A 22,076-nucleotide genomic window follows, 5' to 3' on the forward strand; every position below is an offset into this window, starting at 1 on the left:
CGCTACACGCGTGTCATGTCGAACTGCGCCTTCTGGCCGGTGCCGTAACGTCCAAGCGCGCCGTTCTCACCGACCGCATTGGGCCGCTGGAAGATCCAGTTCTGCCAGGCGGTCAGCCGCGAGAAGATTTTCGATTCCATCGTCTCCGGCCCGACAAATCGCAGATTGGCTTCCATGCCCGTGAGGCTATCGGGTGAGAAGCTGCAGCGTTCTTCGAAGAACACACGCACCTCGTCATCCCAGTCGATGTCATCGAGCGCGAAGGTGACGAGCCCGAGCTGCTCGGCGGTTTCCGCATCCAGCGGCTCACCAATCCGCGCTTCCGCGCGGGTGACATCCTCCGGATCGGCCTGGAAGCGCGACTGCAGCCGCGTCAGCCCGTGGCTCATCGGGTAAGGCCCGAAATTCATCGCGCTCAGCACGATAGCTGGCGGCGCGCGATTGTCGCCCTGCTTTTGGCCGACCAGCATGTAGGAGCGGTCCGCAGCGAAGACGAGTTCGGCCAGCGTGCCGACAAAGCACGAGTCCGGCTCGACCAGCGTCACCAGCGTGCGCGAGGTCACATCGATGCGCTTCAACACCCGCTTCCAGTATTGCCGGATCTCGTTGACCAGCCAATGCGCCTTGTGCGTTTCGAGGAAGGCGTCATGAGCCAGCACATTGGCGCCTTCGCCATGCGACTTGAACACGAGCATGGCTGTCTCAAGTTCATTGATCCGCAGATGCAGGATGGCGTCGTCCAGCTCGCGCGCCACCTGCAGCAGCCAGAAACTGTCACCCTGCGCGATCAGCCCTTCGATATCTGCCGGCGCCGAGCCTTCGGGCGCTTTAATCGAGATGGTAGCAATTCGCTCTGCGCGATTGATATCGACATTGACCAGACCGTAACGAATACCGCTGTCATCGAAGCGGCGATTCAGCGGTGCCAGCTTGAGACCATCGCCGGCGCCACTGCGTTTCGACGTCGCCAGAAACTCTTTGGCCCGCTCCGCGACCTTGGCTTCAAGCTTGCTGTTCGGAATGATGTCATCGACCAGCCGCCACGCCACTGCGCGCTTGCCTTTGATGCCTTCCTCGATCGTGCAGAAGTAATCTGCGTGATCGCGGCGCACCTTGCGCTTGTCGACCACGCGCGTCAGACCGCCAGTGCCCGGCAGCACCGCCAGCAACGGCACTTCCGGCAGCGCCACCGCCGCCGATCCATCGTCTGCCATGATAATGTGATCGGTGGCCAGCGCCAGTTCATAGCCGCCGCCTGCAGCTGTCCCGTTGATCACCGAAATGAAGCGCTGGCCGGAATTTTCGCTCGAGTCTTCAAAGCCGTTGCGAGTCTCATTGGTGAATTTGCAAAAATTGACTTTGTGAGCATGAGTAGCGCCGGCCAGCATGCGGATATTGGCGCCAGCGCAGAACACGCGGTTCTTGCCAGAGCGCAGCAGCACGACCTTGACCTCGGGATACTCAAAACGAAGCCGCTGCACGGCATCCGCCAGTTCGATATCGACGCCAAGATCGTAGGAATTCAGTTTGAGCTGATAGCCCTCGAACAGACCGCCATTCTCATCGACATCCATGGTGAGCGTCGCCACGTCGTTATCAACACTGAGCTTCCAGTGGCGGTAGCGCGACGGATCGGTTTGGAAGTCGATAAATTTGGCGCCGTTCGAGAGAACGCGTTGCTCTGCGGCCATGCTCCACCCTTTGACAGTCTTGATTTATGCGCCGTGCGCCTTGGTTATATGCACAATAATTCATGATATTGGGGGCGTCTAGGGAAATCCCATAGAATTATGCATTTTCTTTCATGCCCCGGTGATCTTGACCGGACCCCGCTCGGCCTCGTCGACCGCCAGTTGATGCGCGAGCGCAGACGCCAGCATCGCGACCGGAAAGTGCTCGGAAAAGCGTCCGGCAATACCCGCCGGCGGGCGCATGGCGAGTTCATCGAGTTCGGACAGTGCGTCCTGTAGCAATCGATGTGCCGCGCGCGGCCGCTGCAGACTGAGTTTCAGATTGGCATTGGCAACCTGAATACAGGCGCGAAGCAGAATCCGGTCGCGCCCTCTTTGCGGCGCGACCTTCCAAACAGCCTCGAGAATTTCGTGAGCCTCCCAGAAGAAGCCGGCATCGTTGAGCGCGAGCCCGTAGCGCAACGCCGGATCATCCGCCGGGACGAACCGGGCATAGCGCAGCGGGACCAGCGCCTTGGCCTGCGTCAGCGTGTCGTGATCAGCCTTCGTCTGCTTGCCGAGCCGATAGGGCCAGCGCGGCATCGCAAGAGAAGGAGTGACAGTCACGATCGTGCCCGCTTACGCAGCGCGTAATTCACCCTCGCCGTGAAAATGCAGCAAGCGATTGGCGAAATCCGCCACGGCATTCAGCGTGACCTCGGGGGCCTCGCGATGGGGCGAATGCGCAGCGCCGGGAATGATCTCGACATCCACCGGGCAATAGCATTCGACCTCGGCTATCTCGATCTGCTTCCTGGTGCCGTACTGATCGTCGGCTCCCTGCAAAATCTGCACGGGCACGCGCACATAAGCGAGATAGTCGGAAATATCCCAGTCGCGGAACTGCGGATCGAGCCATGCGCCGTTCCAGCCATAAAACGCGTTGTCGACGTCATCGTGCCAGCGCGCGAGCTTGGCTTTCAGGTCGTCCTGTTCGTACGCCCTCTTGATATCGGCGATGGACGCTACGGAAATATCCTCGACGACGAAATGCGGCGCGATCATCGAGACGCCGCGGATGCGATGGTCCTGAATGCCGCCGGCATAGATTGTCGCGATGGATCCGCCATCGGAATGACCGGCCAGCAAGCCGCGGCGAAAGCCGATGACATCGAGCAGTCGCGGCAACACCTCCAGCGCTTCCACATGCATGTAATCGAGTGGCCGCGGCAACGTCACCGATGTCGAGGACCCGTAGCCGGCGCGTGAATAGACGAAGACGCCTGCGCCGGTCGCCGCCTGAAGCTTGTCCGGGAAGTCGCCCCACAGCGCGACCGAGCCCAGCCCTTCATGCAGCAGCACGATTGTCGGCGCCGCGTCGGGTTGCGGACCGATCATGCGATATTCGAGTTCGGACGCACCGATGGTCAGCCGTCCCGCAGATTGCAATGCGCTCATCTTGTCATCCATCTCTCGGTTTCAGACCGCCGCTCCGTCGCGCAATTTGTAGCGCTGGATTTTTCCGGTGGCTGTTTTGGGAAGGGAATCGACAACCTCGATCCAGCGTGGATATTTCCACGGACCGATCCGTTGCTTGACGTGATCCTTCAAGGATTCGCGTAGGCCCTCGACCACGGCATTCGGCTTCAGCACCACGAAGGCCTTCGGCTTCAACAGCCCCTCGGCGTCGGCCTCCGGTACGACCGCCGCTTCGGATACGGCGGGATGCGCGATCAGCGCGCTCTCGACCTCGAAAGGGGACACCCAGATGCCGGACACCTTGAACATGTCATCGGCACGTCCGCAGAACGTATAGCGCCCGTCGGCATCGCGGACATATTTGTCACCGGTGCGTGTCCAATGCCCCTCGAAGGTGCGACGACTCTTGCTGCGTTGATTCCAGTATCCCTCACCGGCAGACGGAGCATCGACGAGCAACTCGCCGATTTCTCCATCGGCAATATCGAGGCCCGCATCATCGACGAGCCGCACACGATAGCCTGGCACCGGCCGGCCGGACGTGCCGTATTTGATATCGCCGGGAGCATTCGACAGAAAGATATGCAGCAGTTCGGTTGAGCCGACGCCATCGAGAATATCTACGCCGAAGCGGCTCTTCCAGCCGTTCCCCACCGGCTCCGGAAGTGCTTCGCCAGCCGAGGTACAAATGCGCAGGCGCGGGAGGCGAGCCTCCGTTTTGAACCCCTCATCGTTCAGCATCGCTGCGAACAATGTCGGCACCCCGAAAAAGATGCTCGGCTGATATCGGCGCATCAGGCCAAACATGGTGGCCGGCGTGGGTCGCTCCGGATTGAGCACCGTCGTGGCGCCAACCGACATGGGAAATGTCATGGCGTTGCCGAGGCCGTAGGCGAAGAACAATTTGGCCGCAGACAGTCCGACATCGTCCTCGCGGATGCCGAGAACCTGCTTGCCATAGGTGGTCGCCGTTGCTTCCAGGCTGGCGTGCAGATGGCGAACGCCTTTCGGCATGCCCGTGGATCCGGACGAATACAACCAGAAGGCAGGTTCGTCCGCATGGGTCGCGACCGTGGCGAAGCTTGTGCTCTCATTCCTGACTTCGTCAGCCAGACTCTTGCGGCCATTGCCAGCGCCACCGACCACAATCACATGCTCAAGATCCGGCAAACGACCGAGCATCTCGTCGACCGCCGGCAACAACGCCGCGGAAATGAACAACACGCGCGCCCGGCAATCGGCCAGCACATAGGCATATTGGTCCGAGGTCAGCAGAGTGTTGAGCGGCACCGGGACGATGCCGGCCCGGATCGCGCCGAGGAACACCACAGGAAAGTCGACGGTGTCGAGCATAATCATCGCGACGCGTTCTTCGCGCCGGACACCGAGCCGCTTCAGTAAATTGGCCAGTTGGCAGCTTTTTACCTGCAGGTCGCCATAGGTCAGTTCGGTCACGGTATCGGTGAAGGCGAGCTTGCTGCCACGGCCCTCATCGATGTTGCGGTCGAGAAGCCAGGTCACCGCATTGTAAGAACTGGACGGCCCACTCATGATGCGTCTGCACCTTGGGCGATTCCACAACCGTTGCTCACGGTGCTCTCCCTATCGTCTTTTTTGAATTATAATTCATATAAAGTCACCAACTCCGGTTGCTGTCAATCGCATCCGGAATTATCTTTCCTGAAATCCTCTGCGAGCACGCACGCCACATGATCGACCAGGCCGATCCCGAAACCGCCTTTCTTGAACAGCTCGGTCAGCGTGTCCGCACCATGCGCGGCCTGCGCGGCATGTCGCGAAAGGTGCTGGCAAAAGTGTCCGGGATTTCGGAGCGCTACATCGCGCAACTGGAAAGCGGCAAGGGCAACGTGTCTATCGTGCTGCTGCGCCGGGTGTCCGGCGCCATGGGTGCCCATCTCGAAGATCTGATTCCGGCGGACGAACCGACAACGGAGTGGCCGGTCATTCGCGACCTCGTTCGCAACGCGACACCGAACCAGATCGCCCAGGCAAAGGACGTTCTCGTCGGACGCGGGAACGGTCAGTTCCAGAATTATATGTCATTCAGCGGCATCGCCCTAATCGGGCTGCGCGGCGCCGGAAAATCGACGCTTGGGAAATTGCTGGCGGACAAGATCGGCTGGAGCTTCGTCGAGCTCAACAAGGAGATCGAGCAGCACAACGGACTATCGGTCGCCGAGATCATCGCGCTCTACGGGCAGGAGGGCTTTCGCCGCATGGAACAGGCCGCGCTGAACGGCCTGCTGGGACGCAAGGAGCCCATCGTCCTTGCGACCGGCGGCGGCATCGTCTCGGAACCCGTGACCTTCGATCGCGTATTGTCGTCGTTCTACACAATCTGGCTCAAGGCCAAGCCCGAAGAGCATATGGCGCGCGTCCGCCGCCAGGGTGACTTGCGCCCGATGGCCGACGACCGCTCCGCCATGCAGGAATTGCGCACAATCCTGCTGAGCCGCGAACCGCTTTATTCCCGCGCATCCGCCATTGTCGATACGGCCGGCCTCAGCAAGGACAAGGCTGCCGCGCAACTGGTCGGCGCGGTGTCGCGCGTGTTGAACAGCAATGCCCAGGCTTTCGGGCTGAGAAGCGCTGCGTCGTGACATTGGGCGAGCTTCTGCAAGCACGCGGCTTCGATCCCGTCGGCGTCATGGCGATCCGCAATACCCTGCATGCCGAAGACGTCTCAAACGATTTCCGCGATCTCGCCGATGTCATCAGTGCCAATGCGCTGCCGATGTATGACCGGATGCAGGACGGCCCACGCATTGCGCATCAGGCAGCCGTGCTCTCCTTTGCCGCAACAGACGGCGGGCAGGCACGCCTGACAGGCCTGCGAACCTTTCTGCTGCGCAAGCCGGGAAGCGTTCCCGGCGACATCGTCTATGACTACGACGCCGCGCACCTGCTGCACAGCTTCATCGCGCGCGCAACGACGCCCTGTTTTTACGACGCCATTGAACGGGAAGAACTCAACGATCTGTTCGGCCGTCTGGTCGTGCAATGGCCGGAGCCGCTTTCCGACAATATTCTTGCGGCCAATAACGATGCGTTGACCGTCGTCGTGGCCTGATCGCTCAAACGCCGAGATGGCGCTCCAGCACGTCCGGCTGCGCGGCCAATGCCGCCGGCGTTCCGTCGAACACCACGCAGCCCTTCGACAGGATCACCATTCGGTCGGCGACTTTCGCCAGACTCCGAAAATCCTTGTCGACGACGATGGTCGCTATGCCCTCGCCCCGGACGATCGCCAGCGTTTGCCAGATCGACTGCGCCACCAGCGGCGCCAGACCTTCCGTGGCTTCGTCGATCATGATCATATCGGGATTGGTCATCAGTGCGCGACCGATAGTCAGCATCTGCTGCTCGCCGCCCGACAATTGATGCCCTCCATTATTGCGGCGTTCATGCAGTCGCGGAAACAGTTCGAAGATTTTTGGTAGCGTCCAGGACTGCCGGCCGTGATTTCCCGGTCGCGCAGCCATCACCAGATTTTCGGTGACCGACAGCGAGCCGAAAATGCCCCTCCCCTCCGGCACCAGCGCCATGCCGCATCGCGCGATCGTTTCAGGCGCTGCATTGCGGATATCGCGGCCGTGGAAACGCAAGCTGCCGCGGCAAAGCGGCATCAATCCCATCAGCGAACGCAGCAGCGTGGTCTTGCCCATGCCGTTGCGGCCGATCAGCGCGACCTGCTCGCCCGGCGCGAAGGTCAGGTCGATGCCGTGCAGAATCTGGCTGGCGCCATAAAACGCATCGAGCTTTTCCACCTGCAGTAAGGCCGTCATGCGATGCCTCCATCAGCACCGAGATAGGCGGCGCGCACGCCGGGATCCACGCGCACGCCCTGCGGCAAACCTGTGGCGATGACACGACCGTCCTGCATCACCGTCAACCGGTCCGCGAGTTCGAACACCGCATCCATGTCGTGCTCCACCACCAGCAGCGCACGATCTGCCTTCAGCGACGCGATCAATCCAATGATGCCTCGCGCTTCCGATGGTCCCATGCCGGCCAGCGGCTCGTCGAGCAGAATGACCTGCGGATTGGTCGCCAGCACCATCGCGATTTCGAGCTGGCGCTGTTCGCCGTGACTTAGTTTATCGGCAATGATCTGCGACCGTGCGGACAACCCGACCCGGTCGATCGCGTCGGTGACCAACTGGAGATATGGCCGGTCGCACCGCGTGCCGCCAAACATCCGGAGCGGCGCGGTTGAACGGGCCTGCGCCGCAAGACGCACATTCTCATGCACACTGAATTGCGCAAACAAGGTCGTCTTCTGATAGGCGCGGCCGAGGCCGGCGCGTGCGCGGCGGTCCGGCGATAAGGAGGTGATATCCACGCCATTCAGCAAGACCTCACCCGAGGTTGGCAGAAGCTCGCCGGCCAGCAGATTGATCAGTGTGGATTTTCCGGCACCGTTCGGGCCGATCACCGCATGGATCTCGCCGGCGCGAATGTCGATCGACACATCGGAAACGGCCAGCAGGCCTCCGAAGCGCTTCTGCAATCCAACGGCACGCAGCGCAATGTTATGCATGACGAGCTTCCGCAGCTGCAGGCTTGATTTCGGCCGCGCGTTGCGGCGACGCCCCGAACACCATCAACCAAATCTGCCGGACACCGTTGGGTAGCAGGATAACGATGCCGATGATGATCAAGCCTTCGACAAGCTTCCAGTTGTCGAGATGCGCCTTCAGCACCTCTTCCATACCGATCAGAACCAGCGCACCGACCAGCGGCCCGGTGACCGAGCGCAGGCCACCGATCAGCACCATGACCAGGATTGTCGCCGACTGGTGCCATCCCAGCATCTGCGGCGCGACGAAGCCGAACTGGGCCGCGGCCAGATAACCGGCAACGCCCGCCAGCGCGCCAGACAGGGTGAACGCCGTCAGGCGGAGGCGGAAGATCGGAAAGCCGAGCGACCGTGCCCGGCGCTCATTGTCCCGGGCTGCCGCCAGCGCCCGCCCGAACGCTGAGCGGACCACCATCGTGAGCAAAGCGATCACGCCCACCAGGAAACCCAGCACGACAAAGTAGAAAGTCATGGGCTTGTCGAGATCGAGCAATTGGCGGCCGGCAATGGCGATCTCGGGCCGGATATTGATGGAGATACCGTCCGATCCACCCGCGAATTTGGTATCGTGGAAGAAGAAGAACAGCATCTCGCCGAAGGCGAGCGTCACCATGATGAAATAGACGCCGCGGGTGCGCAGTACCAGTGCGCCTATCAGCAGGGCCGCAGTGCCGGAGCACAGGATCGCAATTGGAAGCGTCGTTAACAGCGACGCCGCATCATAACGAGGCGACAATAGCGCAAGCACGTATCCTGCGAGACCGAAAAAGGCGGCATGACACAGGCTCACCAAGCCGCCATGGCCGACCACGAGATTCAGTGACATGGCCAGCATGCCCATGATGAGCGCCTTGGCAAAAAACTGCGTGTAATAGGTCGATACGCAGAATGGCAGCGCAATCGCCATAGCCAGGCAGGCGATGCCGAACAATCGGACCCGCAGATTGGGCATGCTCATATCAAGCATCCTGGCGTCCGAGAATTCCGCTGGGCCGCCACAGCAACACGGCTGCCATCACCACATAGATCAGAATGCTGGACACACTGGGAAAGAACACCTTTCCGAACGTATCCGTGAGGCCGATCAGCAGTGCGCCGACGGCTGCGCCAGCGACCGAACCGATGCCGCCGAGCACGACCACGACAAAGGACAGGATCAGCATGCCATCCCCCATGCCGGGAAACACTGTTGAGATTGGCGCGATCAGGATCCCGCCGAGCGCCGCCAGTGCAATGCCGGCGGCAAAGACGTAGCGATTGACCCGGTCGAACTTGATGCCGAGCACGCGCGCCATCTCGCGATTTTCCGAACCTGCCCGCACGATCATGCCGATTTTGGTGCGCGTGATCACGAAGAAGATGACGAGTGCCGCCATCAGGCAGAACACACAGATCGCCAGCCGGTAAACCGGATAGGACAAGTTGTCGGTAAGCTGGATCGATCCCGACAGCCATGCGGGTGGAGCAACCGCATGCACGTCCTTGCCGAACAGCAACTGCCTGATTTCGTCGATGACCAGAATGAGACCGAAGCTGAGCAGCACCTGTGCCAGATGATCCCGGCCATAGAGAAGACGAACGAAGACGGTCTCAAGCAGAATGCCGACGACAAAGGCAATCAGCACGCCGCCAAGCAGGGCGACGGCAAAACTGCCGGTCATCAACGTGATCCAGTAAGCCAGATAGGCGCCGAGCATATAGAACGCGCCATGGGCGAGATTGATGACCCCCAGGATGCCGAACACCAATGTCAGGCCGCTCGCGACAAGGAACAGGACTGCGCCATACTGAACCGCATTCAGCAACTGAACGCCTAGTGTGATGAGGTCCATCAGATCAATCCAACCACGGCGGGCCACCTTCAGTCGCCGGCGCAATCAAGCATGAGGCCGGACCTGGCTGCGCTGCGCCACCTCCTTCACGGACGGCCTTGCACGCAACAGGCTTCGACGATTCGATCTCCATCAAAAGACCGCGCAACGATGCGTCAGGTCATCTTGCAGCCCCGCGCGGGATCGTCGACATCGGCCTGGGCGACCGAGATCATCTCGTTACGCCCGTTGCGGACCTCGCGCAGATAGATGTTCTGGATCGGGTTATGCGCCTTGTTGAAGGACAGCGGCCCGCGCGGGCTGTCGATCTTCGCAGCCCCCATCGCCGCGATCATCTTGTCGCGCGCATTGAAGTCGCCTCCGACGGCGGTCAGCCCGATATCCAGCAGCGCCGCGCCGTCATAGCCCTGTACGGCGTAGATATCGCCGTCCTTGCCTGTCTTGGCCTTGAAGGCTTTGAGGAAGGCGAGATTGGCGGGATTATCGAGATTGTCCGCGTAATGCAGCGTCGTCCTGATGCCCTTGGCGGCTTCACCCTGCGCTTCGATAGTACCGTCGGTCAGAAAGCCCGCGCCATAAAGCGGAATGGTCTTGTTCAGGCCCGCCGCCGCATAGTCCTTGACGAACTTCACCGCACCACCGCCTGCAAAGAAGCTGAACACGGCATCGGGCTTCAGCTGCGCGATCTGCGTGATCAGTGCCTGAAATTCCACCTCCGGAAATGGCACCGTCAGGTCCGCGACGATCTTGCCACCGTTCTTGGTGAAGTTTTCAGCGAAGGCGCCGATCATCTCGGCACCGGCCGTGTAACGCCATGTGATCGTGACCACGTTTTTGATGCCGGCATCGGCCATCACCTTGCCAATCGGGTAGGTGCTCTGCCAGTTCGAGAACGACGTGCGGAAGATGTTCGGCGCGCAAGCAGGACCAGTCGCATCATTGGCGCCGGCATTCGGAATGATCAGCAGCGTCTTGGTGTCGCGCGCGACCTTGACCATCGCCATGGCCACGCCGGAATGAACGGTGCCGACAACGACGTCAGCCTTCTCGCGGCCGACCAGCCGGTTCATGTTGTCGGTGGCTGCTTCCGGCTTCGATTCATCGTCCACCTGCACGAACGCAATGTCGCGCCCGCCGAGCTTGCCACCCTTCTGCTCGACATAAAGACGGAAGCCGTCATCGATGAATTGGCCGAGCTTCGCATAGGTCCCGGTGTAGGGAAGCATCATCCCCACCTTCAATGGCGCGTTCTGCGCGATGGCCGGGCTATGAAGCGGCGACGTCGCAACGAATGTTGCTGCACCGGCGGTCCCGGACAGCATCGCGCGCCGCGTCAACGGACGCAGAAACCCCTTGGTGGTCATCGGCTCGTCTCCCCTCGGAATAATTGATGACCGGTTGATCCGGCCTACCAATGCAAATTGACGCCAGGTGGGAGCATTGCCCTTTACCCGCGCTCGCATCTCTGCAGCATAATGCACGAAATTGGAAAAAATCAAGAATTATAATTCATGATCAGCTGCAACGGAGTAGCCACGCTCATTCAAATCAATCGCTGTTGACCATCATGGCGGCTGCTGGCGTTGCCGGCGCATAGTTGCGCAGGGCAGCAAGAATGGAGCGGGCGCCGCGCCGCGCGCCTTCGGTCTGTACCCAGACCAGCGACAGGATAAGCTCAAGCCCGGGATCAACCGGCAGCGCCACGAGGCGTGCATCGAACGAGACGAGCGCGCTTTCAGGGAGTACTGACACGAAGCCGAAATCCAGCATCAGGTTGGCAATGATCGGGATCGAGTCGATTTCCGTGATTGTCAGCGCATCGATCTCTGCCTGAGGCAGCAATTGCGCCAGCAGTTTGTGCGCGGCTTGGCCGAGCCCGGTGCGTCGGCTGGGTAGCGCTAGCGGCTGTTGCCGAAGCACCTGCATGACATCGGGCTGGTCACCCAGCACCTCGCGCGCGCCAACGACCACAAGTTTCGATCGCACCAGCGCGCGGGACGAGACATCCGCGGGGATCGTGTCGCTGTCGATCAACGCGACGTCGCACCGTTTGTCTTTCAGGCCGGTCAGCAGATCCTCGGCCGTACCATTGGTGACAAACAGCGGCTGCGTCGGCCGATCCCGCTGCCAGGCGGCGACGAGAAAGGCCAGCAGCCGCGCGACATTGCTTTCATGGCCGAGCGGCATCACCGCCCCGAGCCTGATGGTGGCATTGGTCGAACGAAAACGCTCACGCGCGCGCCGTGACAGTCGCTGCATGGTTTTTTCAAGTTCAGCCAGCGACGTGACCAGCAACTGGCATGCCGGCGTCGGCGTGACACCGATACGGGAGCGATGAAACAACACGCTGCCGAGTTCATCTTCAACGCGTGCAATCTGTCGCGCGAGTTGCGGCTGACCGAGACGGATGATGCGTGCGGCACGACGAACGCTGCCGGTTTCCGCAACCAATGCGACACGCTGCAAGGCCGTGAGACTGACATCACACTCGGCGCAGAAAGCCCGTGCTGCATCGCCTGCCTTATCGGGCGCGATCATCCCCATCGCGATATCCGCTGCGGCTTCAATCTCATCCAGCATTCGCCGTGCCTCGAGCGTGAGAAAGCTCGCGGCACCCACGCGATTCAACAACGGCGCCGCAATGGAGCGCTCGAACCGTTTCACCGCTGCCGAGAGCGTACTGGGTGCGCGTCCAAGTTGACGCGCGGCTTCGCGCACATTGCCGCAACGAAGTACCACGGCTGTCATCACCAAGGTCGCAATGTCCATTCCATTGTCATCCGGGTCTGTAGTCGATTTTTCCGCGCTGCAGCGAGAGCGTATAGGATGTCCATCAAATGGGATATCCCCCCGATGCGCAATTGCGTTAGCCTTCATGACAAGGACCGCGGAGCCAGCTGCCGGCTTGGCCTGGCCGCACCAATGGAGGTGTTCGATGAAAGCAATGATCCTTGCCGCCGGGCTTCTGGCTTTGGCCAGCCCCGCATTCGCTCAGACGCAGGAACTGAAGTCCGCGATCGACTCGACCTTCGCGCCGCATGCCATGCCCAAACTGTCAGGCGGCCTTGAAGGCTTCAATATCGACGTCGTTGATGAAATGTCGAAGCGCATCAAACGCCCGATCACGGTGGAAGGCGCGCAGTTCGCAGGCCTCCTTCCGGCACTTCAGGCCGGCACCTACGACTTCCTCGCCGCTGTGGTGACCGTCACGCCCGAGCGCGCGCAGCAGTTGCTGTTCATGGAAGGCTTCGTCGACGCCGACTATCGTTTCATGACGCTCGCTTCGGCACCTCCCATCACCAAGCTCGAAGATCTCTCCGGCAAGACCATCGCCGTGCAGAAAGGCGCGATCTACGAGAAATGGGTCAACGACAACGCCGCCAAATATGGCTGGAAGTCGGAATCCTTCGCCACCAGCACCGACGCGGCGCAGGCCGTGCTCGCCGGCCGTGCCGACGCCAACATCTCGGCCGCCACCGTCGTCGCCTGGATCGTGAAGAACAATCCGCGGCTGAAGAATGCCTTTCTCTACAAGACGGGCCTCGTCTGGAGCATGCCGCTGCGCAACGGCAATACTGAATTGCGCAACAAACTCGAAGACGCACTGGTCTGCATGAAGCAGGATGGCACGTTGAAGAAACTCTACGTGAAGTGGTTCGGTGTCGAGCCAGAGGCCGGTTCAGCGACCACCACCATCTATCCCGGCTATGGCGCACCAGGCGTTGCCGGCTATGACGCGACCGAGCAGAAGCCGACCTGTTCATGAGTTCGGCAGCAGCAGCGCCTGTACCCCGCTATCTGCTTGAAGCACGCGGCGTCCGGAAGAGCTTCGGCACCACCGAAGTCCTGAAGGGCGTCGATCTTCTGGTTGAGCCGGGCAAGCTGGTCTTTCTGATCGGCCCATCCGGTTCGGGCAAGAGCACTTTGCTGCGCTGCTGCAATCGTCTGGAGGAGCCGGATGGCGGCTCCATCATCATGGACAATGTCGACCTTTTGTCGCCGCGCACCGATATCAATGCCGCACGGCGACAGATCGGCATGGTATTCCAGAGCTTCAACCTTTATCCGCACCTCACCGTGCAGAAGAACATCACGCTGGCCCTGCGCAAGGTCGCCGGCATGAGCACAGCCGACGCCAATGCCCGTGCCGCGGAGATGCTGGCGCTGGTGGGCCTGCCTGACAAGGCCGCGTCCTATCCCGCGCAGCTCTCCGGCGGCCAACAGCAACGCATCGGCATTGCGCGCTCGCTCGCGCTCAATCCCAAGATCATCCTGATGGATGAGCCGACCTCGGCACTCGACCCTGAACTCGTCGGCAGCGTGCTCGCCGTCGTCAAGGATCTGCGTGCCCGCGGCATCACCATGGTGATCGCCAGCCACGAGATGAATTTCGCCCGCGAGGCCGCCGACAAGGTCGTGTTCCTCGATGGCGGTCTCGTCATCGAGCAAGGCAGTGCCGAAGACGTTTTCCTCCGGCCGCAGGAAGATCGCACCAAACGTTTCCTCGCGCAGATCAGGCACTAGGTCATGACCGCCGCCGACGCGATGAGCAACTGGGACCGTTTCGTCTTCACCTTCTTCAATGCGGATATCGCGATGAAGTACGGCTGGGAGATTTTGCAGGGCGCCGGCGTTACCATTCTTGCCGGTCTCGCAGTGGTCATCACCGGTATCGGCGCCGGCTTCGGCCTCGCGGCGCTCCGGGCGATCGGCTGGAAGCCGGTCAATTTTCTCATCATCGTGTTCGTCGATATCTTCCGCTCCCTGCCGCCGCTCGCAATCATCCTGGTATTATTCTTCGGCTTCCCAAATATCGGCATCGTCCTGCCCAGCCTCATCGTGCTGTGGATGTCCCTCGGCGCGGTGCTTGCGGCCTTTGCCGAAGAGATCTTCTGGGCCGGCATTACCTCAGTGCCGAAGGGCCAGTGGTTGGCCGCGCGCTCAACAGGGCTCACCTTCGCTCAGACGCTGCGCTATGTGATCCTGCCGCAGGCGGTCCGCCTCGGCATTCCGCCGCTCACCAACCGCGCGATCTCCATCACCAAGAACCTCGCGCTTGGCAGCGCCATCGGTGTCAACGAGATTCTTGGCCGCGCCAATTCCGCACTGTCGATGTCCGCCAATGCGACGCCGCTGACCATGGGCGCGCTACTTTACGTGCTGGTCTTCATTCCACTGGTGATCGCCTCTCGCACGCTCGAACGCAACTATCGGTGGGGTGAGCACTGATGGAACAGTTCACGCAGGAATTCTTCAATCTCGACGTCATGGCGAAGGTGGCACCGTTCCTGCTGCAGGGCTTGCTGCAGACGCTTCTGCTGTGCTCGTTCCTGATCCCGATCGGCCTCGTCAGCGGTATCCTCGTGATGTTGCTGACCACCAGCCCCTATCGCCTGCTGCGTTGGCCGGCGATCGCCGCCGTCGATTTCTTCCGCGCCTTTCCGCCGCTCGTGCTGCTGGTCTTCGTCTATGCAGGCTTGCCCTTCATTGGACTGCGCGTGCCCGCGCTGGTAGCAGTCGCCGTTGCCTTCCTGATCAATTCGGCAAGTTACTACGGTGAGATCTATCGCGCCGGCATGGTTAGCGTGCCGAAGGGCCAGCGCGAGGCCGCGCGGTCGACCGGACTCTCCGCCACACAGACATTGCTTTACGTGACGCTGCCGCAGGCGATCCGCAACGTGCTACCCGATTTGCTCTCGAACACGGTCGAGCTGGTGAAGCTCACGACGCTGGCCAGCGTCATCTCGGTGCCGGAGCTGCTGCATTCCGCCAATCTGGCGCGCTCGCTCACTTACAACTCATCGCCGCTGATCCTCGCGGCCATCATCTATCTGCTCTTGCTGTTGCCGGTCGTGCGCCTGATCGCGCGGTTGGAACACAGGCTCTAGAACATACGGTCCGGCAGGGCCATCACGACAAGCCGGCTCGCCGGCGGCGAATGTGGAGTTGCACATGGATTTCGATCTGGTTCTTACCGGCAAGGTGATCGGTCACGACAGCATCATCGAGAACGGCTGGGTCGCGGTCCGCGACGGGCGCGTCGGCGCCGTCGGTGAAGGTACGCCGCCGGCCGCGCGCGAGCGGCAGGATTTCAAGTCAGGCATGATCCTGCCCGGCGCCATCGACGCACAGGTCCACTCGCTGTCACAGCGCAACCAGGAAGACTTCGTCTGGTCGACGCGCTCCGCCGCAGCCGGCGGTGTGACCACTATCGTCGACATGCCCTATGACGAAGGCGATCTGGTTTGTTCCGCTGCTGCGGTCGAGCGCAAGATCACCCATGCGAGCAAACAGGCGCGCGTGGATTTCGCGCTCTATGGCACCATCGACCCCGAAGAGGGTCCGGCACGCATCGCCGAACAGGCGAAGGCCGGCGTCGCCGCCTTCAAGTTCTCCACCTTCGGCACTGACCCCAAGCGCTTTCCACGCATCCCCGCGCCGCTGCTCGCCGACTGCTTCGCCGCCATTGCGCCGACCGGCCTCGCCGCCGGCGTTCACAACGAGGACGACGAATTCATCCGCGATGCCGTCGTCAAGGTGAAGGCCAAGGGCGTCACCGACTGGCGCGCCCATGCCATGTCGCGCCCGCCGCTCGCCGAAATCCTCGCGATGCTGCAGATCTATGAGACCGGCGCCGAGACCGGTTGTCCCGCCCATGTGGTGCATTGCTCTGTCGCACGCGGTTATGACATTGCGGCGTGGTATCGCTCCGAGGGTCATCACGCCACGGTGGAATGCTGCATCCACTATCTCGTGCTCGACGAGGAGAACGACGTCTCCCGCCTCGGCGGCAAGGCCAAGATCAATCCGCCGGTGCGCCCCCGCGCCGATGTCGAGGCGCTGTGGGCAGAGCTTGCAGCCGGACGCGTCTCGCTGGTCTCGACCGATCACGTGAGTTGGTCGGAGGACCGCAAGGTGAATCCGGACATGCTCGCCAACGCGTCCGGCGTCCCCGGCCTCGAAGCCATGGTACCGCTGCTGGTAAAGGGCCTCGTCGAACGCAAATTGCCGCTGACCCATGCCGCGAAGCTGATGTCGTTCAATCCGGCGCGGCACTTCCGCATCGACGATCGCAAGGGCGCGCTGGCGCCTGACCTAGACGCCGACATCACCGTGCTGGTGGACAAGCCCATCGTCTATGACGGTGCCGCAAGCGGCAACAACGTGGTCGGCTGGTCCCCCTATAACGGTATCACGCTGCCGTGGACCGTGGCTGCGACCTACGTGCGCGGCCAGCTTGCTTTCGATGGCAGCAAGGTTCTCGCCGAACCTGGCAGCGGACAATTCGTGCGGCCACCGCTGCTTCTCTCAGAGCGACTGCCGGTGGCGTGACGCCCGCCGTTCCGATCACCGACCACGTATCGAACACAAGAACATCTGCCGAGGAGACATTCCGATGGGACGTATTCTGACCGAACGCGATATTGAAGCCGCCGTGCGCGGCGGCGGTGTCTACGCTGCCGGTGGCGGCGGCTGGGCGGATCACGGGCGCATGCTCGGCCGCGCTGCGATTCTCGTCGGCAAGCCCGAACTCGTGTCGATCGACGAACTCGACGATGACGACTGGGTCGCCACAGCCGCTGCGATCGGCGCGCCGGCATCGACCACCGCCTGGGAGATGCAGGGCAAGGATTACGTCCGCGCGGTGCAACTGCTGCAGGACGCGCTGGGTGAACCGCTGAAAGGCCTCATCATCGGCCAGAATGGCAAGTCGTCCACCATGAATGCGTGGCTACCATCGGCACTGCTCGGCACCAAGGTGGTCGATGCCGTCGGCGACATGCGCGCGCATCCGACCGGCGACATGGGATCGATCGGCCTTGCCGGCTCGCCCGAGCCGATGATCCAGACAGCCGCCGGCGGCAACCGCGCCGAGAACCGCTATATCGAACTCACAGTGCGCGGCGCCACCGCCAAGGTGTCGCCGATCCTGCGTACGGCCGGCGACATGTCTGGCGGCTTCATTGCCTCCTGCCGCAATCCGGTGCGCGCGTCCTATGTGCGCGACAACGCTGCTCTCGGCGGCATCTCGCTAGCGCTGCGCCTCGGTGAAGCCATCCTCGCCGCCGAGCCGAAAGGAGCGACTGCCGTGATCGACGCGATCTGCAAGGACACCGGCGGCTCCATCCTCGGCAGCGGCAAGATCACCGCAAAGAATGTGGTCTACACACCGGAAGCCTTCGACATCGGCACCCTGACCATCGGCGAAGGCGACCGCGCCATCACGCTGCATGTGATGAACGAATACATGGCCATCGTCGATGCAAATGGTAAGCGTCTCGCGACCTTCCCGGACATCATCGCCACGCTGTCCGACGAGGCCGAGCCGATGAGCGTCGGCCATCTCGAAGTCGGCATGAACGTGCATCTGTTCCATGTGCCGAAGACGATCATTCCGCTTGCCTCCAGCGTCAAGGATCCGGCGGTCTATCCCTCCGTCGAACGCGCCATGGGCATCGAGATCGCACGCTACGCACTGGCCTGAGACACGACAGGAGTCCGCCATGACATCAGCGAATCCACGGCACCCCGATTTTCCGATTCCTGGCGGCCCAAAGCTGCGCGCCAAGGGCTGGCGGCAGGAAGGTCTGTTGCGCCTTCTGGAAAACGTGCTCGCGGTCGGTGAGGATCCGTCGAACCTCGTCGTCTATGCGGCGCTGGGGCGCGCGGCCCGTAACTGGCCAGCACACAAGGCGATCGTGCAGGAGCTGACGACCATGGAGGAAGACCAGACGCTCGTCATCCAGTCCGGCAAGCCGGTCGGCCTGCTGCGCACGCACGCCAAGGCGCCGCTGGTCATCATGGCGAATTGCAACATCGTGGGACAATGGGCCAAGGCCGAGATCTTCTACGAACTCGAACGCAAGGGTCTGATCTGCTGGGGCGGACTCACCGCCGGCGCCTGGCAATATATCGGCTCGCAGGGCGTCATTCAGGGCACCTACGAGATTTTCATGCGTATCGCTGAGCGCCGTTTTGGCGGCACGCTCGCGGGGCGCTTCATCCTCACCGCCGGGCTCGGTGGCATGGGCGGTTCGCAGCCGCTCGCAGGCCGCATGGCCGGTGCGGCGATCCTCACCGTCGACATCGATCCGGAGTGCGCGCGCAAGCGCAAGGAGATCGGTTATCTCGAAGTGATCGCGCCGGATCTTGATTCTGCGCTGGACATGATCGCCGTCGCGAAGGCCAAGCGTCGCGCATTGTCGGTCGGCCTTGTCGGCAATGCCGCCGATATCTATCCGGAAATCGCCCAGCGCGGCATCACCCCCGATGTGGTGACCGACCAGACCGCGGCCCACGATCTGGTGTTCGGCTATGTACCTCGGACCCGATCGCTCGACGAGGCGCGTGCCATGCGCAAGACCGCGCCCGAACAGTTGATGGCGGAGAGCCGCGCGTCGATTGTCGACCATGTGCGCGCCATGCTGACCTTTCAGGCGCGCGGCGCGGAAGTGTTCGACAACGGCAATCTCATTCGCACTCACGCCAAGGAAGGCGGCGTCGCAAATGCCTTTGATATCCCCATTTTCACGGAAGCCTATCTGCGCCCGCTCTTTGCGCGCGCCATCGGTCCGTTCCGCTGGATGGCGCTTTCGGGCGACCCCAAGGATATCGCTGCCATCGACGATCTCGTGCTGCGCCTGTTCGGCAACAATCAGATCGTCTCGAACTGGATCAAGCTCGCTCGCCAGTATGTGCCTTTCGAAGGCCTGCCGGCACGCATCGCCTGGCTCGGTCATGGCGAGCGCAGTGAACTGGCGCTGGGCGTGAATGAACTCGTTGCCAATGGCACGCTCAAGGGACCGGTCGCCTTCTCGCGCGATCATCTCGACGCCGCCGGCATGGCGCATCCGAACATCATGACCGAGAACATGCGCGACGGCTCGGATGCCATCGCTGACTGGCCGCTGCTCGACGCGATGGCGCTGTGTTCATCCCAGGCCGATCTCGTCGCCGTTCATTCCGGCGGCGGCGGCTATGCCGGCTACATGACCAGCGCCGGCGTCACCCTGATCGCCGACGGCACGGCCGCCGCGGCAGAACGACTCGCCATGAGCCTCGACAACGACACCGGCCTCGGCGTCATCCGCTACGCGGATGCGGGGTATGGCGAGGCCGTCGACGAGGTCTCGCTCAAGCACATCCCGCATATACAACTCTAGAACGGTCGTTCCGAACACATTCTATAGCGTGTTGGGCGAGAGCCCGCCCGCGGACAAGCTTTGGGAACTTCGCTTCGCGCCAGCTCACAGGCCCTATCGCCCAATATGCGACCGCGAAAATCGGAAAATTCAGTGCGTCAGGGGCTCACGCGCGCCGGCAGACGCCGACACCCCAATTGCACAAAAGTCAGTCGCTTCCAGAAGCGGGGAACACCGCTGTCAGGTGGTTGAAATTGCGGAGCTCTCTCTATAGACCGGCGGAGCCAAAGCGATCCGTGGGCCCAGCCGGCCCTTTACCGCCTTGGCCTTTGGGGCGTCGCCAAGTGGTAAGGCAGGGGATTTTGATTCCCCCATGCGGAGGTTCGAATCCTCCCGCCCCAGCCAAGCAGTCCGGGCGTTTAGCCAGATCGCCGGATTTGACGAGAAAGGCCGGTATTTGGCCGGCTTTGATGCATTTGGATAAGTCTCTGGCTGGCGCGATCGACCCTGCGCACCGCCAAACTCCCCAAAGTCTCCGGCCGACAGTTTGAAAATTACCATTTTGGGAAGATTGCGGTTGGAGACCCGTTCGATCGCCAATGCCGCCCGAACCACGCGCGGGAGACTTCCGCTCTCCGTGTACCCATCGACCGAAGGGCGTTTCGCCGCCCTTTGACATCCACGAGCCGAGCTTGATGCCTTCCCGCTCCGCCGGCATCGAACCATGGACTAGCGTTTGCGGGTGAGAGGAAGCCCCCTACCCGTGAGCTGGTCAGCGTTTGGCTACTAAACCAGGCGCGAGATGTAGAGATTTCCCCTCTCGCCGCAGTGCACCATGCTCAGAGATTTTGGTCTTTAGGCAGTTCCATGCTACCCCTGCGTGTATACTTAAATGAGGATTTACATGGCAATGGACGATCTTGGTCCCTTTGCAAACGGCAGCACATGGCTGCGGGCAGATTTCCACCTGCATACAAAGACTGACAAGGAATTTACTTATAGCGGAGACGAAAACTCATTCGTCGCTGCGTACATCGATGGATTGAAAAAGGCCGGGATCGGCCTGGGCGTCATCTGTATTCGATCTGGCCAGTCTTCTCTTCTCCAGCATCCAGATTATCTGACGGAAAGAAGGGCTAGCGTTGTTCTGATTGCAGGCAACGAGGACGGCTATTTCAGTGTGAAATTCAAGACGTCAACGGCGGCGGTCCTTTGCGTGAACCCCTTCGATCTGAAAGAAGCTGTGGCAGCTTTAACGGATGAGGCCTGGCTAAAAAGCTTGAACTGCTGGAGCGTCCCGGCTGGAATCGATGTGATCAAAATCGAGCCTGTCGAGAACAGCCAGACGGAGCCTTGGAAGGTTCGTCTGCGTCTTCCGAATGGAACCGGAGCGACACTCTGGGGCTATATATTTTCGTTCACTCTGCCGAACGGCAATCGGATCACCTACTGATGACGATAGGAGCGGACTATCGTCAGGTATGCAGCAGAGCGATATTTGGCAGGCCGAGCTCTTCAAAAACCCCGTCAATTTGGAACGTTGAAGGGCGGTGAACGACCGTCCGCCGCCCTTTTGTCCACTTTACGTAACGTCAGCCAGCACTTTGTCTTTGAGCCGTCGAAGGCGCTTGAAGTCGGGGCCTCTGCGTTCGTTCTCGCTCCAGGGAATGCCGAGTGCCTTCGAAACGATTTTCATTTGTTCAAAGACGTGCACCAGTTCTTCGAAGAGAATCTGACCGTGGTCCGCGTCGTAACCACCTTTGCAAATATCGTAGGCCGCTGTCTGAAAGTACGCGAGCGAATGCTCGTAACCGCGCATCAGTTCGTAGGCATCCGGCATCAACTCAAGGCAGCGTACCTCTTGAGTTTCGAAGTCCAAAACAATTGAATCGGGATGCGGGGAAAAATGGGGGGACGGCTTTCCTGATCTCTGAGCCTCCGCGATCCGTTCTTGACAGAAAGTCTTGTATTTGAATGCCTCGGCGAATGTGGCCGCATCTCTATCGAGCCGCTTATCCCGTGACTGCGCCATCAAAGTGAGTGCGAGCTTTTGTGAGCGATGATTGCCGGCCGCCGCGTCCATCATAACCTTTCGAGTGATGAGCCGAGCAGTAGACATCATTTCACTCTCGCCATCTCGTTTGACCTTCATGAGCCGAGAACCTTCTTCGGCGACAATCTTGGCGAGATCATCCGGGGCGGGCGGCTTGTTCTTTGCCCCTTTGGGGCGGCCACGGGTGTTTCCCGATTGCCCCTTTTTGAATCGCGAATGCTTCGGCGGCCTCCCGTATCCGGCTTTGCTGTCGTCGTCACCGAACGGCCCATCATTGTCTTGTTCGCTCATGATCGGTTC

General features: G+C 61.2%; 21 protein-coding genes and 1 tRNA gene. 11 read left to right on the forward strand and 11 right to left on the reverse strand.

The window, feature by feature from the left end; genetic code table 11:
- Positions 1 to 2: 2 nt before the first annotated feature.
- The 4 genes from boxC to AB8A50_RS15670 all read right to left on the reverse strand — a co-directional run bounded on the left by boxC (position 3) and on the right by AB8A50_RS15670 (position 4,700).
- The gene (boxC, locus tag AB8A50_RS15655) at positions 3 to 1,691 is read right to left on the reverse strand and encodes a 2,3-epoxybenzoyl-CoA dihydrolase (protein WP_439078221.1); all 1,689 of its coding nucleotides are present in this window, start codon (positions 1,689 to 1,691) and stop codon (positions 3 to 5) included.
- A gap of 111 nt (positions 1,692 to 1,802) precedes the next feature.
- Positions 1,803 to 2,273, reverse strand: a complete 471-nt coding sequence (locus AB8A50_RS15660) for a DUF309 domain-containing protein (RefSeq protein WP_439078222.1) — start codon at positions 2,271 to 2,273, stop codon at positions 1,803 to 1,805.
- A gap of 36 nt (positions 2,274 to 2,309) precedes the next feature.
- Positions 2,310 to 3,128 (reverse strand): alpha/beta fold hydrolase, encoded by an 819-nt coding sequence (locus tag AB8A50_RS15665; RefSeq protein ID WP_439078223.1) that lies wholly within the window; start codon positions 3,126 to 3,128, stop codon positions 2,310 to 2,312.
- Between the two features lie 21 nt (positions 3,129 to 3,149).
- Positions 3,150 to 4,700 (reverse strand): benzoate-CoA ligase family protein, encoded by a 1,551-nt coding sequence (locus tag AB8A50_RS15670; protein ID WP_093756980.1) that lies wholly within the window; start codon positions 4,698 to 4,700, stop codon positions 3,150 to 3,152.
- Positions 4,701 to 4,858: 158 nt separating this feature from the next.
- Between AB8A50_RS15670 and AB8A50_RS15675 the strand changes: the two genes are divergently transcribed.
- The gene (locus AB8A50_RS15675) at positions 4,859 to 5,770 is read left to right on the forward strand and encodes a helix-turn-helix transcriptional regulator (RefSeq protein ID WP_439078224.1); all 912 of its coding nucleotides are present in this window, start codon (positions 4,859 to 4,861) and stop codon (positions 5,768 to 5,770) included.
- The gene (locus AB8A50_RS15680; RefSeq protein ID WP_439078225.1) at positions 5,767 to 6,240 is read left to right on the forward strand and encodes a hypothetical protein; all 474 of its coding nucleotides are present in this window, start codon (positions 5,767 to 5,769) and stop codon (positions 6,238 to 6,240) included. The genes AB8A50_RS15675 and AB8A50_RS15680 overlap by 4 nt, the downstream gene beginning before the upstream one ends.
- 4 nt (positions 6,241 to 6,244) lie before the next feature.
- Here AB8A50_RS15680 and AB8A50_RS15685 read toward each other — a convergent pair whose 3' ends face one another.
- The 6 genes from AB8A50_RS15685 to AB8A50_RS15710 all read right to left on the reverse strand — a co-directional run bounded on the left by AB8A50_RS15685 (position 6,245) and on the right by AB8A50_RS15710 (position 12,350).
- Positions 6,245 to 6,955 carry an ABC transporter ATP-binding protein gene (locus AB8A50_RS15685; protein ID WP_439078226.1) on the reverse strand — a complete coding sequence of 237 codons (711 nt, stop codon included), beginning with the start codon at positions 6,953 to 6,955 and terminating at the stop codon, positions 6,245 to 6,247.
- A complete protein-coding gene (locus tag AB8A50_RS15690) occupies positions 6,952 to 7,710 on the reverse strand; it encodes an ABC transporter ATP-binding protein (RefSeq protein WP_439078227.1) in 759 nt (252 codons plus the stop codon). Before AB8A50_RS15690 ends, AB8A50_RS15685 begins: the two co-directional genes overlap by 4 nt.
- On the reverse strand, positions 7,703 to 8,707 hold the full coding sequence (locus tag AB8A50_RS15695; RefSeq protein ID WP_439078228.1) for a branched-chain amino acid ABC transporter permease: 1,005 nt from the start codon (positions 8,705 to 8,707) through the stop codon (positions 7,703 to 7,705). The genes AB8A50_RS15690 and AB8A50_RS15695 overlap by 8 nt, the downstream gene beginning before the upstream one ends.
- Before the next feature lies 1 nt (position 8,708).
- Positions 8,709 to 9,581, reverse strand: coding sequence for a branched-chain amino acid ABC transporter permease (locus AB8A50_RS15700; RefSeq protein ID WP_093756986.1), 873 nt, complete (start codon positions 9,579 to 9,581; stop codon positions 8,709 to 8,711).
- A 155-nt stretch (positions 9,582 to 9,736) separates the two neighbouring features.
- Positions 9,737 to 10,945, reverse strand: a complete 1,209-nt coding sequence (locus tag AB8A50_RS15705; RefSeq protein WP_439078229.1) for an ABC transporter substrate-binding protein — start codon at positions 10,943 to 10,945, stop codon at positions 9,737 to 9,739.
- A gap of 184 nt (positions 10,946 to 11,129) precedes the next feature.
- On the reverse strand, positions 11,130 to 12,350 hold the full coding sequence (locus AB8A50_RS15710) for a LysR family transcriptional regulator (RefSeq protein ID WP_439078230.1): 1,221 nt from the start codon (positions 12,348 to 12,350) through the stop codon (positions 11,130 to 11,132).
- 166 nt (positions 12,351 to 12,516) lie between these two features.
- Here AB8A50_RS15710 and AB8A50_RS15715 point away from each other — a divergent pair, with 166 nt between their 5' ends.
- The 9 genes from AB8A50_RS15715 (at position 12,517) to AB8A50_RS15755 (ending at position 21,176) form a co-directional block, all read left to right on the forward strand.
- On the forward strand, positions 12,517 to 13,347 hold the full coding sequence (locus AB8A50_RS15715) for a transporter substrate-binding domain-containing protein (RefSeq protein WP_439078231.1): 831 nt from the start codon (positions 12,517 to 12,519) through the stop codon (positions 13,345 to 13,347).
- Entirely contained in the window at positions 13,344 to 14,105 is a 762-nt protein-coding gene (locus AB8A50_RS15720) for an amino acid ABC transporter ATP-binding protein (RefSeq protein WP_120286992.1), read from the forward strand. Before AB8A50_RS15715 ends, AB8A50_RS15720 begins: the two co-directional genes overlap by 4 nt.
- Before the next feature lie 3 nt (positions 14,106 to 14,108).
- Complete coding sequence (locus AB8A50_RS15725) at positions 14,109 to 14,810, forward strand: amino acid ABC transporter permease (RefSeq protein ID WP_199711958.1); 702 nt, start codon at positions 14,109 to 14,111, stop codon at positions 14,808 to 14,810.
- Positions 14,810 to 15,469 (forward strand): amino acid ABC transporter permease, encoded by a 660-nt coding sequence (locus AB8A50_RS15730; RefSeq protein ID WP_089266064.1) that lies wholly within the window; start codon positions 14,810 to 14,812, stop codon positions 15,467 to 15,469. The genes AB8A50_RS15725 and AB8A50_RS15730 overlap by 1 nt, the downstream gene beginning before the upstream one ends.
- 64 nt (positions 15,470 to 15,533) lie before the next feature.
- Positions 15,534 to 16,913: a dihydroorotase gene (locus AB8A50_RS15735; RefSeq protein WP_439078232.1), complete on the forward strand. Its 1,380-nt coding sequence runs from the start codon at positions 15,534 to 15,536 to the stop codon at positions 16,911 to 16,913.
- Positions 16,914 to 16,977: 64 nt separating this feature from the next.
- Positions 16,978 to 18,066: a DUF917 domain-containing protein gene (locus tag AB8A50_RS15740; protein ID WP_439064917.1), complete on the forward strand. Its 1,089-nt coding sequence runs from the start codon at positions 16,978 to 16,980 to the stop codon at positions 18,064 to 18,066.
- Between the two features lie 19 nt (positions 18,067 to 18,085).
- Positions 18,086 to 19,744, forward strand: a complete 1,659-nt coding sequence (locus AB8A50_RS15745) for a urocanate hydratase (protein WP_439078233.1) — start codon at positions 18,086 to 18,088, stop codon at positions 19,742 to 19,744.
- A gap of 309 nt (positions 19,745 to 20,053) precedes the next feature.
- A tRNA-Gln gene (locus AB8A50_RS15750) sits at positions 20,054 to 20,128 on the forward strand.
- A 499-nt stretch (positions 20,129 to 20,627) separates the two neighbouring features.
- Positions 20,628 to 21,176 carry a hypothetical protein gene (locus AB8A50_RS15755; protein ID WP_439078234.1) on the forward strand — a complete coding sequence of 183 codons (549 nt, stop codon included), beginning with the start codon at positions 20,628 to 20,630 and terminating at the stop codon, positions 21,174 to 21,176.
- A 129-nt stretch (positions 21,177 to 21,305) separates the two neighbouring features.
- Here the strand turns inward: AB8A50_RS15755 and AB8A50_RS15760 are convergent, their stop codons facing one another.
- Entirely contained in the window at positions 21,306 to 22,067 is a 762-nt protein-coding gene (locus tag AB8A50_RS15760) for a DUF5681 domain-containing protein (RefSeq protein ID WP_439078235.1), read from the reverse strand.
- Positions 22,068 to 22,076: the final 9 nt, after the last annotated feature.

This window comes from Tardiphaga sp. 841_E9_N1_2 (assembly GCF_051811065.1).
GTDB lineage: Bacteria > Pseudomonadota > Alphaproteobacteria > Rhizobiales > Xanthobacteraceae > Tardiphaga > Tardiphaga robiniae.

Bases quoted from the DNA above. Each gene is read 5' to 3' on its own strand.
- AB8A50_RS15755 (WP_439078234.1), top strand. From the start codon at position 20,628: ATGGCAATGGACGATCTTGGTCCCTTTGCAAACGGCAGCACATGGCTG.
- AB8A50_RS15745 (WP_439078233.1), top strand. From the start codon at position 18,086: ATGACATCAGCGAATCCACGGCACCCCGATTTTCCGATTCCTGGCGGC.
- AB8A50_RS15735 (WP_439078232.1), top strand. From the start codon at position 15,534: ATGGATTTCGATCTGGTTCTTACCGGCAAGGTGATCGGTCACGACAGC.
- AB8A50_RS15730 (WP_089266064.1), top strand. From the start codon at position 14,810: ATGGAACAGTTCACGCAGGAATTCTTCAATCTCGACGTCATGGCGAAG.
- AB8A50_RS15740 (WP_439064917.1), top strand. From the start codon at position 16,978: ATGGGACGTATTCTGACCGAACGCGATATTGAAGCCGCCGTGCGCGGC.
- AB8A50_RS15660 (WP_439078222.1), bottom strand. From the start codon at position 2,273: ATGCCGCGCTGGCCCTATCGGCTCGGCAAGCAGACGAAGGCTGATCAC.
- AB8A50_RS15715 (WP_439078231.1), top strand. From the start codon at position 12,517: ATGAAAGCAATGATCCTTGCCGCCGGGCTTCTGGCTTTGGCCAGCCCC.
- AB8A50_RS15695 (WP_439078228.1), bottom strand. From the start codon at position 8,707: ATGAGCATGCCCAATCTGCGGGTCCGATTGTTCGGCATCGCCTGCCTG.
- AB8A50_RS15710 (WP_439078230.1), bottom strand. From the start codon at position 12,350: ATGGACATTGCGACCTTGGTGATGACAGCCGTGGTACTTCGTTGCGGC.
- boxC (WP_439078221.1), bottom strand. From the start codon at position 1,691: ATGGCCGCAGAGCAACGCGTTCTCTCGAACGGCGCCAAATTTATCGAC.
- AB8A50_RS15690 (WP_439078227.1), bottom strand. From the start codon at position 7,710: ATGCATAACATTGCGCTGCGTGCCGTTGGATTGCAGAAGCGCTTCGGA.
- AB8A50_RS15665 (WP_439078223.1), bottom strand. From the start codon at position 3,128: ATGAGCGCATTGCAATCTGCGGGACGGCTGACCATCGGTGCGTCCGAA.
- AB8A50_RS15760 (WP_439078235.1), bottom strand. From the start codon at position 22,067: ATGAGCGAACAAGACAATGATGGGCCGTTCGGTGACGACGACAGCAAA.
- AB8A50_RS15670 (WP_093756980.1), bottom strand. From the start codon at position 4,700: ATGAGTGGGCCGTCCAGTTCTTACAATGCGGTGACCTGGCTTCTCGAC.
- AB8A50_RS15725 (WP_199711958.1), top strand. From the start codon at position 14,109: ATGACCGCCGCCGACGCGATGAGCAACTGGGACCGTTTCGTCTTCACC.
- AB8A50_RS15720 (WP_120286992.1), top strand. From the start codon at position 13,344: ATGAGTTCGGCAGCAGCAGCGCCTGTACCCCGCTATCTGCTTGAAGCA.
- AB8A50_RS15700 (WP_093756986.1), bottom strand. From the start codon at position 9,581: ATGGACCTCATCACACTAGGCGTTCAGTTGCTGAATGCGGTTCAGTAT.
- AB8A50_RS15675 (WP_439078224.1), top strand. From the start codon at position 4,859: ATGATCGACCAGGCCGATCCCGAAACCGCCTTTCTTGAACAGCTCGGT.
- AB8A50_RS15685 (WP_439078226.1), bottom strand. From the start codon at position 6,955: ATGACGGCCTTACTGCAGGTGGAAAAGCTCGATGCGTTTTATGGCGCC.
- AB8A50_RS15705 (WP_439078229.1), bottom strand. From the start codon at position 10,945: ATGACCACCAAGGGGTTTCTGCGTCCGTTGACGCGGCGCGCGATGCTG.